The sequence below is a fragment of the Pseudomonas sp. NY15374 genome, from assembly GCF_048068255.1.
Classification (GTDB): domain Bacteria; phylum Pseudomonadota; class Gammaproteobacteria; order Pseudomonadales; family Pseudomonadaceae; genus Aquipseudomonas; species Aquipseudomonas machongensis.
The window spans coordinates 68,510-86,915 of record NZ_JBLUPZ010000017.1; the positions used below are offsets into that span (position 1 = coordinate 68,510).

Sequence of the window (18,406 nt, forward strand, 5' to 3'; positions counted from 1 at the left end):
AAGCTGTTCGTGTGGGAGCGGGCTTGTCCCGCGATTGGGGCGCGCAGCGACCCCGGTTTACGGGGTATCGATCAGGTCAAGGGGCGCAGGCTGCGCACGGCACTGGCAATCGAACGCGCGGTGTTGATCACCTTCGGCGCCAGGTCCTTCCTGGCCTCCTCCAGGCTCCAACGCCCCAGCGGCACGGCGACGTTGACCGCGCCCAGCGGGTAGCCATCGGCATTGACCACCGCCGCCGCCACGCTGATGTCACCGACGTAGTACTGCTCGCTGGCGAAGGCATGGCCGTCCTTGCGCGCATTGGCGATGATCTCGCGCAGACGCTCGCGGTCGGTCACGGTGCTGGAGGTGTGCGCGATCAGCTGCGAGGCATCGAGGATGGCCTCGCTCTCGCGCTCCGGCAGCGCCGCCAGGTAGGCACGGCCGGCTGCGGTGCAGTACATCGGCAGGTGACGGCCCAATGGCACGTGGATCGGGATCTGCTTGTGGCTGGGGAAGCGCGCCACATAGAGCATGTCCATGCCGCAGGGCTCGAGCAGGTTGCAGCTCTCGCCGGTGTCGCGGTTGAGCTCGTGCAGGTAGGGGTTGGCGCGCTCGACCAGCTCGCTGGTCTGCAGGTAGCCCGAGCCCAGGTCGAGCGAGCGCGGGGTCAGGCGATAGCGCTTGGTCACGGCATCCTTGGCCAGGTAGCCGAGGGTTTCGAGGGTGTACACCGAGCGCTGCACCGTGCTCTTGTTCAGGCCCGTGGCTTCGGCCAGCTCGACCAGGTTCATGCTCGGCCGGCCACTGCGAAACGCAGTGACGACCGCCAGCCCCTTGGACAGGGCGGTGACGAACAGGGGCGATTCTTCAGCGGCGCTCATGGCGTTCGATCCTTTTTTGACAGCTCTGAGGGAGGCAACCCGGACGGCCGGCTCGGCCGCCGCGAAAGGATGCTCCCATTCACGGTTGTTCATTCGAAATGACTCAGCACGATGCCCGGCTCGACCACCGGACGCCCTTGTACGAAGCGCTCGACAGCGAAGGGTTTCATGCGTTCGTCCACCGTCCCTTCGACGATGGCCCTGGCCAGCAGCTCGCCGGCCGCCGGCGCCCCGGCATGGCCGTAGCACCAGCCGGCACTGACGAACAGCCCCGGCAAGGCGGGATGCGCCCCCAGCAATGGCCCGAAATCGGGCGAAATGTGGACCAGCCCGGCCCACTGGCGAAGGATACGCGCCTGGCCCAGTTGCGGGAACATCTCCATGTAGGCCTTCGCGGTCGCCGCCATCACCGGGACGTCGGCATTGAGGGTGTCCTGCGGGCGCTCGGCCACCTCGGCGCCGCCCACCACTTCGCCACGGGCGGTCTGGTGCATGTAGCAGAGCCGGTCGAGCAGGGCCACGGCCGGGCCGATCAGCGGGCGGGTCGGCTCCAGGGCCATGGCTTCGAGGCGCATCGGGTAACCCTCCAGCGGCACGCCGGCCATCTGCGCCAGGGCATTGCTGTTGGCGCCACCGGCCAGCACCACGACGTCGGCATCGATGCGTTGCTCCCCTACCCGCACGCCGCTGACGCGGCCCGCGCTGCGGTCGATGGCCGCGACCGGCGTGCGATAGCGCAGGGTCACGCCCAGGCGCTCGCAGGCCTTGTGATAGGCATGCATCGCCGCATGGTGCGGTGCCACGCCACTGCCCGGCAGATGCAGGGCGGCGCTGACCCGTTCGTGGGCCAGGGCCGGCAGCACCCTGCGCAACTGTGCCGGGTCGAGCAGCTGCGAATCGATGCCGCATTCGCGGTGCACTTCGCGGGTACGGTGCAGCAGTTCGGCGGTGGCCGTGCGCTCGCCGATCATGCTGTAGCCGCGCATCGAGTACATGACGTTCTCGCCCAGGCGCCGCGACAGGCCATGCCAGAGCTGGTTGGAGTAGGCAAAGAAGCGCGTCCACTCCACCGAGCTGAAGGCACCGCGGATCAGGGTGCCGTTGCGCCCCGACGCACCGCCCTGCCAGTAGCCGGCATCCAGCACGAGAATGTCACGCACGCCGCGCTCGGCCAGGTTGAACGCCAGCGACAGGCCTTGGATGCCGGCGCCGACGATGAGGATGCTGCAGCGCTTGGGCAGCGGGGCATTCAGGTTCATTGCAGAGGCTCCACGACGTCGCAAAGACCGGCGGCCTGGGCCACGGTCAGGGCCCGGCGCGGCGGGCGCAGGGTCGGTCGGGCCAGTTGCAGCACGGGCACGCCGAGGCGTCCGGCGACGTAGGCTCGCAGCGAGTCCCAGCACGGTTGGCCCTGGCACGGGCCCATGCCGCAGGAGGTCAGGCGCTTGATCACCTCCAGGTCGTCGATGCCTTGCTCCAGCAGTTCATCGACCTCGCGTCCGGATACGTCGAAGCAGGGACACAGCAACACGGCAGCATCCTGCGCGGGGGCCAGCGCCGGGTCCGGTTCGGCGGCGCTGCCTGCGCGGCGTAGCGAAGAACGCGCACCGACCAGTTGCAGCCGCCCACTGGCCGAGGCCTGGAAGCTCAGGCTGTCGTCGAACAGCCCGGGGCCGGCCAGCACCAGCGCATCGCAGGGCTGCAGGCGCTCGAGTTGCACAGCCCTGACCCGGTTGTGCCCAATGATCCGTTGCAGCTCACTGACCTCGGCCACGGCCACCACCTGCACCCCCAACTGGCGCAGGCGGTTGGCCAAGGCCTGCTGTTGCCCGTCGCCAAGCACGACTACCGATTTGCCCGGCGCAATGCGGCGGTCGCTGGCCAGTGCCAGGGCCGTGCGCGCATCCATCACCCCGGGCAGCCAGGCACCGGCGACCAAGGACGGCACCACCCTGCGCCCGGTGGCCAGGACCACCTCGCCGGCCTCCAGAGCCACGGCGCCGCGTGCAGAATCGATCGGTGCGCCGAGCAGCAGGCGACCTTCACGGTAGGCACCGAACACCTCCACCCCGAACAGGCAGCGCACCCGCGGATCGAGCGTCGGCAGCGCAGCACCGGCTTGCCGGGCATAGCGCGCGGGCGACTCGCCACGGGACACCAGCAGCACCTCGCGCCCCTCCTGCACAGCCCGGTTGGCCGCTGCGCAGCCAGCAGGCCCGGCACCGATCACCAACACCTCGGCTTGCAGCCGCTGGCCTGGCGGAGGTGGGCCGGCGAAGCCTTGGTCGGCGGGCTCGGCCACCCCGGCCAGGAACGCCAGCAACGCCTCCCAGGGCTGGAACAGTCGGCCGCCACTGGGCACCAGGTTGCTCTGTTCGAAACCGCCCTTGATCCAGCCGGACGGCACCAGCCGCGCCAGGCGCAGCAGATCGAAGCGTGGGCTCGGCCAGCTGTTCTGCCGACTGACCTGCATGCCCTCGCGCACCAGGCACTGGTCCAGGCGCACGTTGGGTACACCATCGACACGCGCCAGCACGCCCGTGGTGTAGAGCCCCGAGAGGCCCATGGGCCGGTGCGCCTTGCGCGTCCAGGCCAGGCCGCGAATGCCGTTGGCCAGCAGTGCCTGGGCGACGCTGTCGCCAGCCAGGGCCTGCAGGCGGCGGCCATTCCAGCTGAAGCTCAGCGGCGCGCCACTGGCGCCTGGCAGGCGCAGGCTCATGACTCGCTCCGGCGCTGGGCACGACGCTGCGCAGTGAGGCTGACCGCCAGCATGATGATCGACAACAGCGTCATCAAGGTGGCGACCACGGCGATCAGCGGATCGATCTCCGAACGCAGCGAGCTGAACATGCGCTTGGTCAGCGTGGCGCTGTCGCCGCCGCTGATGAACAGCGAGATCACCGCCTCATCCAGCGACACGGCGAACGCCAGCATGGCCGCAGACACCACCGAGAAGCGGATCTGCGGCAGGGTCACGTCGAAGAATGCACGCAGGCGGCTGGCGCCAAGAATGCAGGCGGCGTGTTCCTGGGTCATGTCGTAGCTCTTGAGCCCGGCGCCGACGTTGATGATCACGTAGGGCAGTGCCAACAACGTGTGCGCCAGCACCAGCCCCGGAATGCTGTTGTTCAGGTCGAGCCGCGCATAGACGAAGAACAGGCCGATGGCGATGAAGATCGACGGTACGATCATCGGCGCCATCATCAACCCGCGCAGCACACCCAGGTAGCGTTGCTGGCTGTTGTGCAGGGCGTAGGCCGCCGCGGTGCCCAGGGTGGTGGCCAGGATCATGGTCAGGGTCGCGGTGATCAGCGAGATGCGCGTAGCGCTCTGCCACTCGATCGAGGCGAAATAGCTGAAGAACGGCTGCAGGCTCAGCGACTTGGGCGGAAAGCTCAGGTAGCGCGCATCCGACAGCGACATCGGCAGCACGATCAGGGTTGGCGTCAGCAGGAACACCATGATCGCCAGCACCAGCAAGTACAGCCAGGCGCGGCGGGCGGCCAGGCCCAGCCAGTGGTTCAGGGGTCGGTTCATGGCTTCACTCGCTGCGCCGGCCCAGGCCGGCGATCTTCTTGACGATGAACAGGATCAGCAGGGTGGCCACCAGCAGCACCACGCCCAGCGACGAGGCAGCGCCCCAGTTGGCGTACATCGACACATCGCTCTCGATGCGCATCGACAGCATCTGCACCTTGCCGCCACCGAGCAGCGCCGGGGTCACGTAGAAGCCCAGGCTGAGCACGAACACCAAGGTCGCGCCCGCAGCCAGGCCCGGCAGCGACAGCGGCAGGAACACATCGCGAAACGCCCGCACCGGCGATGCGCCGAAGGTCGAGGCGGCCTGCAGGTACAGCGGGTTGATGCTCTTCATCGCCGCATACAACGGCAGCACCATGTACGGCAGCATGATGTGGGTCATGCCGATCACCGTGCCGGTGAGGTTGTGCACCAGCGCCAGCGGCGCGTCGACGATGCCCAGCGAGGTCAACACGTCGTTGACCAGGCCGCGCCGCTGCAGCAGCACCAGCCAGGCGTAGGTGCGCACCAGCAGCGAGGTCCACAGCGAGATCAGCAGCAGCGCCATCGCCAGGCCCGCCAGGCGGCGCGGTGCGTGGACCATGAAGTAGGCGTAGGGATAGCCGAGCAACACGCAGACCACGGTGACGATCAGGGCGATCTTGAAGGTCTGGGTGAACGCCAGCACGTAGATCGGTTGCAGCAGGCGCGTGTAGTTCTCGGCGCTGAGGTTGCCGTCGGCATCGAACAGCGACAGGCCGAACAGCCAGCCGATTGGCAGCACGAAGGTCACCAGCACCAGCAGCAGTGCCGGCAGCATCGGCGAGAGCAGGAACCAGCCGTGGCGCTTGCCCGCGCGTTGCAGGGCCTGGCCATGCAGCGCGCCTTGCAGGTTGAGCACAGTCATGCCGAGTCCCCCACGATCAGGCTGTCCTGCGGGTGCAGGCCGAGCACCACGCGATCGCCACGCGTTGGCAGGCGGTCACCGGAGGAGCTGCGCGAGGGGCGGCGGATCGACACCTGCGTGCCTTCGCCCAGGTCCACTTGCAGCAACTGGCTTTCGCCCTGGTAGATGACGTCGTGGACCTGCCCACGGAACAGGTTCAGGCCCTGCTGGCCGTCATCGACGAAGCGCAGTTTCTCGGGGCGCAGGAGGATGCTCGGGTTGTTCAGGCAGCCTTCGCTGAATACCGCCTGCAACGGCTGGTCGCGGAACCACGCCCTGCCCTCGCGCATGGCCACCGGCAGGAACGACGACTCGCCGACGAACTCGGCGATGAAGCGGTTGGCCGGGCGTTCATAGAGGCTTTCGGGGGTATCGATCTGCTGGATCCGGCCTTGGCTCATCACCGCGATGCGGTCGGACATGGTCAGTGCCTCGCGCTGGTCGTGGGTGACGTAGACCACGGTCATGCCCAGGCGCTCGTGCAGGCGGCGGATCTCCAGCTGCATGGTTTCGCGCAGGCGTTTGTCCAGCGCCGACAGCGGCTCGTCCATCAGCAGGATCTTCGGCTCGAAGACGATCGCCCGGGCCAGGGCGATACGCTGGCGCTGGCCGCCGGACATCTCGTCGATGCGCCGCCCGACCAGCTTGTCCAGCTCGACCATTTCCAGCGCCTCGCCAACCCGCTTGCGGATCTCGTCACGGCTGTAGCCGCGCAACTTCAGCGGGTAGGCGACGTTCTGGAAAACGTTCATGTGCGGGAACAGTGCGTAGTTCTGGAACATCATGCCCAGGTCGCGTTTGTGCGGCGGCTCGAACACCATTTCCCGCCCGCCGAAGCGGATGCTGCCGGCGTCCGGGCGCACGAAGCCGGCCAGGGCCATCAGCAAGGTGGTCTTGCCCGAACCGGACGAGCCCAGCAGCGACAGGAACTCGCCACTGCGGATGTTCAGGGAGACGTCATCGAGCGCGGCAAAACTGCCGTAGGTCTTGGTGACATGCTCGATGTCGATGGAGGTCGAGAGCTTCGTATCTTCAGACATGGTCAGACTCGGGGCCGCAAGCGGCACGGAACACGGGTTATGACGCGGGCCAGCACGGCCCGCCTCGTCCTAGTGGGCGATGAACAACTCGAAACGCTGCTGCACCGCCTGCTGGTTCTGCACCCACCAATGCGGGTCGATCTTCGCCACCTTGGCAATGTTCTGCGGCGAGGTCGGCAGACGACTGGCCTGCTCGGCGCTGATCAGGCCGACCTCGTAGGCGCGGCTGTTGACCGGCGCGTAGGGGATCAAGGTCGCCAGCGTCGCCTGGCTGGTCGGCTGCATGATCTGGTTGATCACACGCATGGCCAGGTCCTTGTTCTGCGCACCGCGCGGCACGATCAGGCAGTCGTAGCTGAGGATGGCGCCATCGAAACTGTAGTCGACCGCATCGTCGGACTTGGCCACCTCGGCCACGCGCCCGTTCCAGATCGCCAGGAAGTCCACCTCGCGGCTGCGCAGCAATTGCGCCGAATCGGCACCGGCGCTCCACCAGTTGACGACCTGCGGCTTGATCCGCTCCAGGGCCTTGAACGCGCGGTCGATGTCCAGGGGATACAGCTGCGCCGGGGCCACGCCATCGCCGATCAGCGCGGCCTCCAGCGTTTGCCAGGGCTTGGTGTACATGGCCCGTGCGCCTTTGACGTTGGGGTCGAAGAACGCCTGCCAGGTCTGGGCCACCGGCTTGCCGGTGTCTTTGGCCCAGGCCACCACCGAGGCGTAGGCATGGCTGGCGATCCAGTTGTTGCCGACCACGGCCGGGTCGATGTCACGGGTATCGATCACGCTTTTGTCCAGCGGCTCGGACAGCCCTTCTTTCTCGGCCTGCACGCAGTCGGTGATGCCCAGCTCGACCAGGTCCCACTTCGGCTTGCCCGACATCACCTGGGCGCGCACGGCGGCCAGGCCGTTCATGTTGTCTTCGCGGATGGCAATGTTCAGCGCCTTGGCGGCAGGTTCCAGGTACGCCTTGCGCTCGGCGTCCTGCAGGGCGCCACCCCAGCCGGCGAAGGTGATACCACCGTCGGCATGTGCCGTGGCAGCGAACAGCGCGCTGGCCAGCAGGCTGAACGCAGCGCCTTTGATCATGTGTTTGTGCATGTGCTTTTCTCCAGGTGCGCGCCCGTTCGCAGCGGGCGCGGAAAGGTCGATCAGTTCTGGATGAACAGGTCGAAACGTTGCTGGAGTTCGGCCTGGCGACCTTGCCACCAGGCCGGGTCGAAGAAGGCCACCTTGTCGACGTTGGCAGGTGCCGTGGGCAGCTTGCTGGCCAGCTCCGCCGGGATGATGCCGGTGTCGAAGGCCTTGCTGTTGACCGGCGGATTGGGGATCAGCGTGGCAAGCATGGCCTGGCTTTGCGGCGACATGATCTGCGCGATCAGTTTCATGGCCTGGGCCTTGTTCGGCGCGCCCTTGGGCACTACCACGCAGTCATAGTCGAGCAGCGCCTTGTCGTAGGTGTAGTCCACCGGCTGGCCGGCCTTCTTCAGGTCTTCGACACGCGAGGCCCAGATAGCCAGGAAATCCACCTCATGGCTGCGCAGCAACTGCGCCGAGTCGGTGCCGCTGCTCCACCAGTTGACCACCTGCGGCTTGATCCGCTCGAGCACCTTGAAGGCGCGCTCGACGTCCAGCGGGTAAAGATCCTTGGGCGCCACGCCGTCGGCCAGCAGCGCCACTTCGAGCGTGGTGAACGGGTTGCGGTACAGGGCGCGCGGCCCCTTCACGGACGGATCGAAGAAGTCTTTCCAGGTCTGGGCCTTGGTGGCACCGCCTTCGGTGCTCCAGGCCAGGACCGTCGAATAGGCGTGGCTGGCGATCCAGTTCTTGCCGTAGAACCTGGGATCGACGCCCTCGGTCTTGATGACCGAGAAGTCCAGCGGCTCGGTCAGGCCTTCCTTTTCGGCCACCATGCAGTCGTTGGAGGCCAGCTCAACCACATCCCACTTGGGCTTGCCGGACATCACCTGGGCGCGTACCGCCGCCAGGCCGTCCATGTTGTCTTCCTTGACGGCGATGCCCAGGTTCTTCGCCGCGGGCTCCAGGTAGGCCTTGCGTTCGGCGTCCTGCAAGGCGCCACCCCAGCCGGCGAAGGTCACGCTTTCGGCCGCGTGGGCCTGCCAGGTGCACAGCCCCAGCAATACCGCCACGGTGCCTGCACGCCATTCGAATCGTTTCATGTTCAACCCCTGCATTTGTTGTAGTTAGACAGTTGGCGAAACGTCTGGACATCCAGTCCTGCAGTCATCCCTGCTTGTTGTTGTGTGGTTGCTCGGCCTCAGCCGATGTCGATCATGATGTGCCGCACGCTGGTGTAATCCTCCAGACCGTACAGGCTCAGGTCCTTGCCGTAGCCCGACTGGCGCAGCCCGCCATGGGGCATCTCGGTGGCCAGGGTCATGTGCTGGTTGACCCAGACACAACCGTACTGCAGTTGGCTGGCGGTGCGCATGGCCTTCTTCACATCGCGCGTCCATACCGAGGCCGACAGGCCGTATTCGCTTTCGTTGGCCCAGGTGAGCACCTGCTCTTCATCGTCGAACGCCGTGACCGACACCACCGGCCCGAACACTTCCTTCTGCACGATCTCGTCGTCCTGGCGCACACCGGCGATGACGGTCGGCTGGAAGAAGAAGCCCGGGCCATCGACCACCTTGCCGCCGACCAGCACTTCGCTGTGCGCCAGCGCCGCGGCACGCTCGACGAAGCCCTGCACGCGCTCTTGCTGGCGACGGCTGATCAGCGGGCCGAAGTCGCTGGCCGGATCTTCCGGGTGCCCGGTACGCAGGGTCGAGACCTCGGCAGCCAGCTGTTCGAGGAATTGCTCGCGCACCGACTCGGCGACATACACGCGGCAGGCTGCGGTGCAGTCCTGCCCGGCGTTGTAGTAACCCCCAGTACGCATCATGCGCACTGCAGCCGGAATGTCGGCATCGGCGAACACCAGCACCGGCGCCTTGCCGCCCAGCTCCAGGTGGGTGCGCTTGAGGTTGCCTGCAGCGGCGCGGACCACAGCCTGCCCGGTGGCGATGTCACCGGTGACCGAGACCATGCGCACCTTGGGATGGGCGCTGAGCTGCGCGCCGAGGGTGGCACCGCGCCCGGAGAGAATGTTGACCACCCCGCGCGGGAAGATCTCGGCACACAGCCGCGCCAGGTACAGGGCGCTCAGTGGCGTCAGCTCGGACGGCTTGAACACTACGGTGTTGCCTGCGGCCAGGGCCGGGGCCAGCTTCCAGGCGGCCATCAGCAGCGGGTAGTTCCACGGCGCGATCAGCCCGACCACGCCGAGCGGGTCGCGACGGATCATGCTGGTGCTACCGGCGACGTATTCACCGGCGGCGCTGCCCGGCAGGCAACGCGCAGCCCCGGCGAAGAAGCGGAACACATCGGCGACCGCCGGCACTTCGTGGCCAATCGCCTTTTGCAGCGGCTTGCCGCAGTTCTGGCTTTCCAGGGTGCCGAGCGCCTGGGCGTCGGCTTCGATGCGCTCGGCCAGCTTGAGCAGCAGGTAGCCACGCTGGCGCGGTGGTGTGCGCGCCCAACCGGTGAAGGCACGCTCGGCGGCATCGACGGCGGCATCCAGCTGGGCCGGGGAGGCATCGGCCAGCACATGCAGCACACGCTCGTCGGCTGGGGCCAGGATCGGCGACTCGTCGCCCTGCCCGCGCACCAGCTCACCGTCGATAAGGTACTCGCTATAGATCATGACGCTCTCCAGTTAGACGGACGCGCGCTCGGCGTCCTTGAAGCGATACCAGGCGTAGGCCATGCGCTGGCCGACACGCAGGAAGGATTGGAACGGGAACGGCTTGGGCGCCTGGTGCAGGAACGGCACCGGTGTGGGCCGGGCTTCACCGCAGGCCATCTGCGCCAGGCGTTTGCCGGTCTGCAGCGAGAACGACACGCCACTGCCGGCATAACCGCCGCCGGTGTAGGCATTGGCCACGCCCTGGATCGGGTAGCAGTGCGGTAGCGAGTTGTTGGTCACCGCGACCCAGCCGCCCCAGTTGTAATCCACGTCGATGCCCTGCAGCGCGGGGAACTTGCGACACAGCGCCGCCAGCAGGCGCTCGCGGTGCAGTGGGTTTTCCGCGTCGCGGCCGTTCACCGCGCTGCGACCGCCGAAGAGAATGCGATCGTCCGGCAGGCGGCGGTAATAGAACAGCAGGTTGCGGGTGTCGAACATGCAGTCGGCACCCGGCAGGCTGGCCTGCTTCTCGGCGGCGCTCATCGGCCGGGTGACGATGATCTGCGAATGCACCGGCAGGATCCGCCCGGTCAGTGCAGGGTGCAGTTGGCGCGAGGTGTAGCCGTTGGTGGCGACCACCACCTTGCGCGCGGTGATCACTCCGCCTGGCGTAACCAGGCGATGGCCCAGCGCGCTGCTGGTCCAGGCGGTCACCGGCGAGCCGATGTGCACCCGCGCGCCAGCCTCGCGGGCCATGCGCTGTACGCCCCAGGCCAGTTTCAGCGGATGCATGCTGAAACCGTCGGGCATGTGCAGTGCACCGAACGACTCGGCACCCGCGTGTACCGCCTGCAGGTCGGCGGCTTCGACGAAGCGGGCCGGGTAGTCGAGCAGGTCGTTGTACAGGCCCATTTCGCGCTTGAGCGACTCGACGTGAATGGCCTTGCTGGCGACCTTGTACACGCCATCCGGCTGCGCGTCGCAGTCGATGTTGCCGTCGCGGATCAGGCCGCGGGTGGTGTCCAGCGCCAGGCGCATCTCGTTGAAGTACTGGCGCGCGGTGTCGGCGCCGTAGCGCTCGATCAGTGCAGCCAGCGGTACGCGGCCACCGGAAATGCGCGCGAAGCTGCCATTGCGTCCGCTGCAACCCCAGGCAGTCTGGTTCGCCTCCAGCACCACCGCCCGCACCCCGTGCTCGCGGGCCAGGTGCAGCGCGCAGCTGAGGCCGGTGTAGCCGGCACCGATGATCGCCACTTCGACGTCTTCGTTGCCACGCACCGGGCCATCGTCGGCGACCGGCGAACCTGCAGTATCGGCCCAGTAGGACGGCGCATGGGGCTGGGCCCGGCCTGGGTTCGCATCAACCAATGGATCGTACAATTCAAGCCTCACGTATCGCTGTGCGATATTTATTGTTCGCTTTAATGGTTAAGCTAATAGTGAATTTGATATTCGTCAATTGATTATTTGACGAGTGGTGATAGCTCCGGCGCACCTGCAGGAGCGGGCTGCCCGAGAAAAAGACATCGCGCTGCCTGGCACGGGCTACGCCCGTGTTCGCGGGCAAGCCCGCTCCTACAGCAGTTGGGCTGGCGTTTAGACAGGTATCGAGTCGGTTTCGGGGGAGGGTCAGCGGGCGTCGAGGGCGTAGAACTCTTGCAGCTTGGCCTGCAGCAGCGCTTTGTCCGGCAGGCAGGTCTGGTACTCGGCGACGAGGGCCGGTGACAGGCTGCGGTTGAGCGCGTACTCGACCACCTCGTCATGCTTGCTGGCGCACAGCAGCACGCCGATGGCAGGGTTTTCATGGGTCTTGCGCTCGTTGCGATCCAGCGCCTCGAGATAGAAATCCAGCTTGCCCATGTACTCGGGCTCGAAGCGCCCGACCTTCAGCTCCACCGCGACCAGGCAGTTCAGCCCGCGATGGAACAGCACCAGATCCACGGCAAAGTCACGCCCACCGACCTGCAGTGGATACTCCGAGCCAACGAAGCAGAAGTCGCGGCCAAGCTCCACGAGAAAGTCCTTCAAGCGCTGCAGCAGGCCCTTGTGCAGATCGGCTTCGGCATGCCCCTGGGGAAGGTCGAGAAAGTCCAGCAGGTAGGCGTCACGGAACACCGAGAGGGCTTGCGGGTGGGCCTGGGCAAGAGAGGCTGATGCCTTGAGCGGGTCGGCAACGCTGCGCTCGAACAGGGCGGCTTTCATCTGGCGCTCCAGTTCGCGCTTGGACCATCCCTCCTTGATGGCCATCCGTAGATAGAACTCTCGCTCCTCCACGCGTCGGCTCTGCCCGAGAATGATCATGTTGTGGGTCCACGGCAGTTGTCTCACCAGCGGTGAGACAACCTCGTCGTGACGATAGGCCTCGAAGAACTGGCGCATACGGAACAGGTTCGGTCGCGTGAAACCACGCAAACCCGGCTGCGTGCGCGCCAGGTGGGCGGCCAGTTGGCTGACCACGGCGTCGCCCCATTCGGCATTCTCGATCTTGCGACTGATGTAGGCACCGACCTGCCAATACAGCTCGATGAGCTGCGTATTTACGGCTTGCATGCAGCGTTGTCGTGCCGAGTGGATGAGGCTCACGACCTCGTCGAAGCGCTCCTCCCTGGCGGGAGCGGCGGTGGTTGCGTGGTCATGTTGTTGTGGGTCTTTCATCGAAGGGTTCCTGGCATGGTTCGAAGCCAGGAAGCCTATCCAGGGGTGCATCCTAAAGATGTCGGACCGCTCCGAGGTCGCTGTGGTAAACGACAGAGGGGCGCCTGGTAAAAGCGCCCCTCGTCATAAACCGTTACATGCGCCCTGCCTAGCCCATCGACCGCACCGCTACCTTGCGGTCATGCCCGCGCGTGGTGACGATGCCGAGGAACGAGATGAGGATCGCCAGGCTCAGCGTGGCGCTGACTTCCGCGCGGTGCTCCTCGGTATACATCATCACTGCCAGCGCGCAGCTGATGAACACGATCACTCCCCAGGTCAGCCAGGGGAACAGCCACATGCGGAACTTCAGTTCCGTGCTCTCGCGCTCCAGGCGCCGGCGCATGCGCAGTTGCGAGATGGCGATCACCAGGTACACCAACAGGGCGATGGCGCCAGAACTGGCGAGCAGGAACTCGAACACGCCCTTGGGGGCGAAGTAGTTGAGGATGGCGATGGCCGCCCCGATCAGCGTGCTGCCGAACACAGCCGCACGCGGCACGCCAACCTTCGAGGTGCGCTTGAGCATGGCCGGGGCGTCGCCGCGCTTGGCCAGCGAAAACATCATGCGCGAGGCGATGTAGATCGACGAGTTCATGCAACTGGTCACGGCGATCAGCACCACCAGGTCGACCATGAACGATGCGTTGGGGATGTTCATGATCTCCAGCGCCCGCTGGTACGAGCCCACCACCGCAAGCTGCGGATCGTTCCACGGCACCACGGAGATGATCACGAAGATCGACAGGATGTAGAAGGTGCTGATCCTCCAGATCACCGAGCGGGTGGCCTTGGCGATGTTGCGCGCCGGGTCGTTGGATTCGGAGGCGGCGATGGTCACCGCTTCCGTACCGATGAAGCTGAACATCACGGTGATGAAGGCGCCGATCACCGCCGACCAGCCCTTGGGCGCGAAGCCGCCGTGCTCGCTCATCAGTGTGCTCAGGCCACTGACTTCACGGTTGGGCAACCAGCCCATCAGCGCGGCAAAGCCCAGGCCGATGAAGCCCAGGATCGCCGTGACTTTGAGGATCGCGAACCAGAACTCGAACTCGCCGTACTTGGCCACGCTGAACAGGTTGGTGCAGGCCAGCAGCAATACCGATGCGAGGGCAAAGATCCAGCTATCGACCTGCGGGAACCAGGCGTTGAGCACATGGCCTGCGGCCAACGCTTCGATGGGAATGACCAGCACCCAGAACCACCAGTACAACCAGCCGATGGTGTAGCCGGCCCAACGGCCGATGGCCTGGTCGGCGTAGGTGGAAAACGATCCGGTGTCGGGATGGGCGACGGCCATTTCGCCGAGCATGCGCATGACCAGCACGACCAGCGTGCCGGCGACGAAATAGGAAAGAATGGTGGCGGGCCCGGCAGCCGCGATGGCGTGTCCGGAGCCGACGAAAAGTCCTGCACCGATGATGCCGGCGATGGACAGCATCGTTACATGACGTGGCTTGAAACCTTGTGCAAGGTTGCCATCAGTTCCCACGGTGTTCATTGATCTTGTTCTCTTTTTGCTGACACAAGGAAGGACGGGCAGGCGTAGGCGAAAACTATCTCCTTTCTGGACAATGAGTTGCACGCGGCTCAAGTGATTTTATTGACGTTGTTCACGGGTTGGGCGAGCGGCGGCGTCGAGATCGGCTTCATTCAAACAGCGCGGGTGCAGGGCAAATTGTTCCAGCGCGCCATGAAGCTGTTCGATCACGACACCGGGACTTGCGAAGGCGGGTCAAATCGATGCTATCCACCGCGAAAGTTTTTTCGCGGGCAAGCCCGCTCCCACAGGAATTGGGCTGGACCTTCAGATTTTGAGCAAGACAGTTGCTACTGGTCGCGACGGTGATCCCAGTAGTAGTTCACCACCGCGAAGATCACGATCACCGACACCACGCACAGCCCTATCTGCAGATTGCTCATGCCATCCTCCGCGCCATGCGCTTGAGCCCCAGTACCATTCCCGCCCCCAGCAGCATCATCGCCAGCACCAGCAACGAATAGGACGCCCACCACGGCACCCCGGCCGTCATCATGCTGAACTCGGACATCCCGCCGATGCTGGCGATCAGGTTCAGCGGCAGGAATACCACGTTGATCAGGGTGAGCTTGCGCAAGGTTTCGTTCATCGCGTTGTTGGCCAGGTTGCCGCGCGCGTCCATCAGCCCGGCGAACACCATCGAGTAGATCTCGGCCTGTTTGTGGCACTGGGTGTTCTCGATGACCAGGTCGTCGATCAGCGCCAGCGCAGCGGCGTCGAAATGCTGCTTCTCGCCGTGGCTGCGCAGGCGGGCAAGCACTGCGCCGTTGCTATGGATGGCGTTGATGTAGTGGATCAGGCTCTCGCTGAGGTTGAACATCTGCATCAGGTGACGGTTTTCCAGCGACTGCTCGAAGCGCTGCTGCAACTCGCGCCCAACCAGCTTGATCACCTTCAGGTGGCCAAGGTAGTGGTGCAGGTTGTCGAGCAGGATGCCCAGCAGCACATCCAGCGGGCGCTCGAGCGCATGGCGATTGCCCAGGCCGTCCAGGGGCGAGCTGTCCGGGGCGATCAGTACCAGGCGACGGTCATCCAGCAACAGGCCGAAGGAGGACACCTGAAAGGCGAAGCTGTCACCACCGGAGTAGTTCTGCGGGCGCTTCCAGATCAGGAACAGGCCGTCGCGATGCGCCTCGATGCGCGACACCTCGTCCGGGTCCAGCGCCGAGGCCAGGGCGTGGGCATCCAGGTGGAACCATGCCTGCAGCAGTTCGCGCTCGGCGCTGTCGGGGTCGACGAACAGCAGCACCTCGCTGTCCAGCCCGTCACCTTCGCGCAACTGGCCGTGGGCCAGGGTATAGCAGGTGATCATGCTCAATCCTCGTTACCAGGCCTGGCCGCGGCGCTTCTGCTCCAGGCGGCGGATGAACTCTTCGAGTACCAGGGTGTAGAGATCTTCGTGCAGGTAGGCGTCTTCGATGCCGGCATCCAGGTTGGGGTTGTCGTTGACCTCGATGACCACCACGCGCTCGCCCACCTGCTTGAGGTCCACCCCGTACAGCCCGTCACCGATCAGGTTGGCGGCCTTGACCGCCAACTCCACCACCGCCCGTGGCGCTTCGTGCACGGCCAGGGTGCGGCATTCGCCGTTGACCTCGTCGCGCTTGGCCTGGTGGTTGAAGATCTGCCAGTGGCCCTTGGACATGAAGTACTGGCAGGCAAAGATCGGCTTGCGGTTGAGCACGCCGATACGCCAGTCGTATTCGGTGTAGAGGTACTCCTGGGCCAGCAGCAGCACCGAATGCTCGAACAGCTCGCTGGTCGCCTCGAGCAACTCGGCCTGGTCCTTGACCTTGATCACCCCTCGGGAAAAACAACCGTCAGGAATCTTCAGCACCAATGGGAAACCGAGGCGCTCGCCGACCCGCTCCAGGTCCTGCGGGTTGTCGCGGTAGAGAATCTCGCTGGCCGGCATGGCCAGGCGGTTGCTGCGCAGCAGGTCGGTCAGATAGACCTTGTTGGTGCAACGCAGGATCGATGCCGGATCGTCCATCACCACCAGCCCTTCGCTTTCGGCCTTCTTGGCGAAACGGTAGGTGTGGTTGTCGACGCTGGTGGTTTCACGGATCAGCAAGGCGTCGTATTCGGCCAGGCGCGCATAGTCCTTGCGCTCGATCAGCTCGACATCGATACCCAAGCGGTGGCCGGCCTTGATGAACTGCTCCAGCGCCTTGGCATTGGACGGTGGCAGGGCCTCGTCGGGGTCATGCAGGATGGCGAGGTCGTAGCGCGCCATCCGCCGTGAGCGTGGCTGGCGCCAGATCCTGCGGCTGAAACCGTCCAGGGCGTTGGCGAACTGGTCCTGCTGGTTTTCCCGCAACTTGTGCAACGCCCCGGCCTTGACCCCGGCGATGTGCCAGGAAGTGGTCTTGCGAAACTCCACCAGCAGGATCGGGCAGGGAAACGCCTCGAACAACTGCCGAGCGATGTCCTGCAGCGGTTCCAGATCGGTTCGACCGAAATACAGGCTCAAGGTGAAACCTTCGGTTTCGCCATAAGGGTGATTGACCAACGCACTTTCCAGGCGGCCTGCCATCTCATCCAGCGCCAACCCATATAACGACTTGCGCGTCAGTTCGCTGATACTTTTTACAGACGGAATGACATGATGACCCCGGGCCTCGGCCAATAAAGAACAATAATAACCGTGGCCCAGATACTTATAGTTTCGGCACAAGTTTATAACTTGCACACGTTGACCTGGCGAAGGATCTGGCGATTGTTCGAGGTATTCCTGAGCGGTCATCATATCTTCGCTTGGAAGGTACGAAGCCCAGTCTTCACGGCGCTCCACGATAATCATCAATTGACTTGACTTGGGGGTGCCCGTCGGCGGATAACTCGCAGCGTGCACGCCGGATAACGCACTTTCCTCGGAGCCGGTCGATAAGGTTTCTTGAAACGAAGACATTGCCTGAAGCCCTGTGTTTGGGACACACGCTTCTATTAAGCACGATGTTTTTCGAATGTCTCGTTTCATTACGCAACTTTTACGGCGGCCCCATGCAAATCGAATTTCGCCTGGCAACACTTGAAGACCTGCCGGCCTTGCTGGCCCTCGAGAACCAGTGCTTCGTCTCGGACCGGCTCAATGCCCGCAGCCTGCGCTGGATGATTGCCCACGCCAACGCCAGCTTGCTAGTGGCACAGCGCGATGGGCAATTGATGGGCTACGCGCTGCTGCTGTTCCATCGCAACACCTCGCTGGCGCGGCTGTACTCCATCGCCATCGCCCCAGCGGCGCGCGGTGAAGGGCTTGGTGCGCGACTGCTGGAGCGTGCCGAGCGCTGCGCACTGGAGCACGATCGCGCCTACCTGCGCCTGGAGGTGCGCGTCGACAACCCGCGTGCCATCGCACTGTACGAACGCCACGGCTACCGACGCTTCGCCCAGGTCGAGGACTACTATGAGGACCACGTCAGCGCACTGCGTTACGAGAAGCGCATCCTCCAGCGCCCGACCAGCGAGGCACGCGCGGTGCCCTATTACCCGCAGACCACCGACTTCACCTGTGGCCCGGCGTGCCTGTTGATGGCCATGGCCGCGCTGCGCCCGCAGTTGCAACCGACACGCCAGGAAGAGGTGCGCCTGTGGCGCGAGGCAACCACCGTGTTCATGACCTCAGGACACGGCGGTTGCAGCCCGCACGGTCTGGCCCTGGCAGCCTGGCGCCGCGGTTTTCGCGTGCGTCTGCAACTGAGCAGCGACGGCCCGCTGTTTCTCGATGGCGTGCGCCAGGCCAACAAGAAAGAGGTGATGCGCCTGGTGCACGAGGATTTCTGCACGCAACTGCAGGGCACCGACGTGCAACTCGGCTACGGCCCGCTCGACCTACCGTCACTGCTGGCCGAGGGCGGATTGGCACTGGTGCTGATCAGCAACTACCGCCTGACCGGCAGCAAGGCGCCGCACTGGGTGCTGGTGACTGGCTGCAATGCCGACTTCGTCTACCTGCACCATCCGGACACCGACCACGGCCGGCACCGGTTGGCGCTGGACTGCCAGCACCTGCCGGTGAGCCATGGCGAGTTCCAGCGCATGAGCCTGTTCGGTGGGCGCAAGGTGCGGGCGGCGGTGGTGCTGTTCGAGCGGGGGATAACGTCTGCGTAAAGG

The 18,406-nt window shown here is 65.1% G+C and carries 15 protein-coding genes; 1 reads left to right on the forward strand and 14 read right to left on the reverse strand.

Annotated features, from left to right (window positions below):
* Window positions 1–71 precede the first annotated feature (71 nt).
* From ACNFHO_RS26015 to ACNFHO_RS26080, 14 genes are all read right to left on the reverse strand, one after another.
* Window positions 72–863: an IclR family transcriptional regulator gene (locus ACNFHO_RS26015; RefSeq protein ID WP_054894293.1), complete on the reverse strand. Its 792-nt coding sequence runs from the start codon at window positions 861–863 to the stop codon at window positions 72–74.
* 89 nt (window positions 864–952) lie between these two features.
* Window positions 953–2,122, reverse strand: a complete 1,170-nt coding sequence (locus ACNFHO_RS26020; RefSeq protein WP_323452673.1) for an NAD(P)/FAD-dependent oxidoreductase — start codon at window positions 2,120–2,122, stop codon at window positions 953–955.
* On the reverse strand, window positions 2,119–3,582 hold the full coding sequence (locus ACNFHO_RS26025) for a 2Fe-2S iron-sulfur cluster-binding protein (protein WP_416767823.1): 1,464 nt from the start codon (window positions 3,580–3,582) through the stop codon (window positions 2,119–2,121). The genes ACNFHO_RS26020 and ACNFHO_RS26025 overlap by 4 nt, the downstream gene beginning before the upstream one ends.
* Entirely contained in the window at window positions 3,579–4,400 is an 822-nt protein-coding gene (locus ACNFHO_RS26030) for an ABC transporter permease (protein ID WP_054894290.1), read from the reverse strand. The genes ACNFHO_RS26025 and ACNFHO_RS26030 overlap by 4 nt, the downstream gene beginning before the upstream one ends.
* Window positions 4,401–4,404: 4 nt before the next feature.
* Entirely contained in the window at window positions 4,405–5,289 is an 885-nt protein-coding gene (locus ACNFHO_RS26035; protein ID WP_416767824.1) for an ABC transporter permease, read from the reverse strand.
* Complete coding sequence (locus tag ACNFHO_RS26040) at window positions 5,286–6,368, reverse strand: ABC transporter ATP-binding protein (RefSeq protein ID WP_063546196.1); 1,083 nt, start codon at window positions 6,366–6,368, stop codon at window positions 5,286–5,288. The genes ACNFHO_RS26035 and ACNFHO_RS26040 overlap by 4 nt, the downstream gene beginning before the upstream one ends.
* Before the next feature lie 69 nt (window positions 6,369–6,437).
* Complete coding sequence (locus ACNFHO_RS26045) at window positions 6,438–7,469, reverse strand: ABC transporter substrate-binding protein (RefSeq protein ID WP_112899221.1); 1,032 nt, start codon at window positions 7,467–7,469, stop codon at window positions 6,438–6,440.
* 50 nt (window positions 7,470–7,519) lie between these two features.
* Entirely contained in the window at window positions 7,520–8,548 is a 1,029-nt protein-coding gene (locus tag ACNFHO_RS26050) for an ABC transporter substrate-binding protein (protein ID WP_416767825.1), read from the reverse strand.
* Window positions 8,549–8,646: 98 nt separating this feature from the next.
* Entirely contained in the window at window positions 8,647–10,077 is a 1,431-nt protein-coding gene (locus tag ACNFHO_RS26055) for a gamma-aminobutyraldehyde dehydrogenase (RefSeq protein ID WP_232233631.1), read from the reverse strand.
* A 12-nt stretch (window positions 10,078–10,089) separates the two neighbouring features.
* Window positions 10,090–11,439, reverse strand: coding sequence for an NAD(P)/FAD-dependent oxidoreductase (locus ACNFHO_RS26060; protein ID WP_416767826.1), 1,350 nt, complete (start codon window positions 11,437–11,439; stop codon window positions 10,090–10,092).
* Between the two features lie 249 nt (window positions 11,440–11,688).
* Window positions 11,689–12,714 (reverse strand): PDDEXK nuclease domain-containing protein, encoded by a 1,026-nt coding sequence (locus ACNFHO_RS26065; RefSeq protein WP_416767827.1) that lies wholly within the window; start codon window positions 12,712–12,714, stop codon window positions 11,689–11,691.
* A 148-nt stretch (window positions 12,715–12,862) separates the two neighbouring features.
* Window positions 12,863–14,254: a GABA permease gene (gene gabP, locus ACNFHO_RS26070; protein WP_063546206.1), complete on the reverse strand. Its 1,392-nt coding sequence runs from the start codon at window positions 14,252–14,254 to the stop codon at window positions 12,863–12,865.
* Between the two features lie 418 nt (window positions 14,255–14,672).
* On the reverse strand, window positions 14,673–15,605 hold the full coding sequence (locus ACNFHO_RS26075) for a magnesium transporter CorA family protein (RefSeq protein ID WP_054894285.1): 933 nt from the start codon (window positions 15,603–15,605) through the stop codon (window positions 14,673–14,675).
* 12 nt (window positions 15,606–15,617) lie between these two features.
* Window positions 15,618–17,096 carry a RimK family protein gene (locus ACNFHO_RS26080; protein WP_416767828.1) on the reverse strand — a complete coding sequence of 493 codons (1,479 nt, stop codon included), beginning with the start codon at window positions 17,094–17,096 and terminating at the stop codon, window positions 15,618–15,620.
* 200 nt (window positions 17,097–17,296) lie between these two features.
* On the opposite strand from ACNFHO_RS26080, the gene ACNFHO_RS26085 reads away from it, so the two are divergent.
* Window positions 17,297–18,403: a peptidase C39 family protein gene (locus tag ACNFHO_RS26085; RefSeq protein WP_416767829.1), complete on the forward strand. Its 1,107-nt coding sequence runs from the start codon at window positions 17,297–17,299 to the stop codon at window positions 18,401–18,403.
* The last annotated feature ends 3 nt before the right edge of the window (window positions 18,404–18,406 follow it).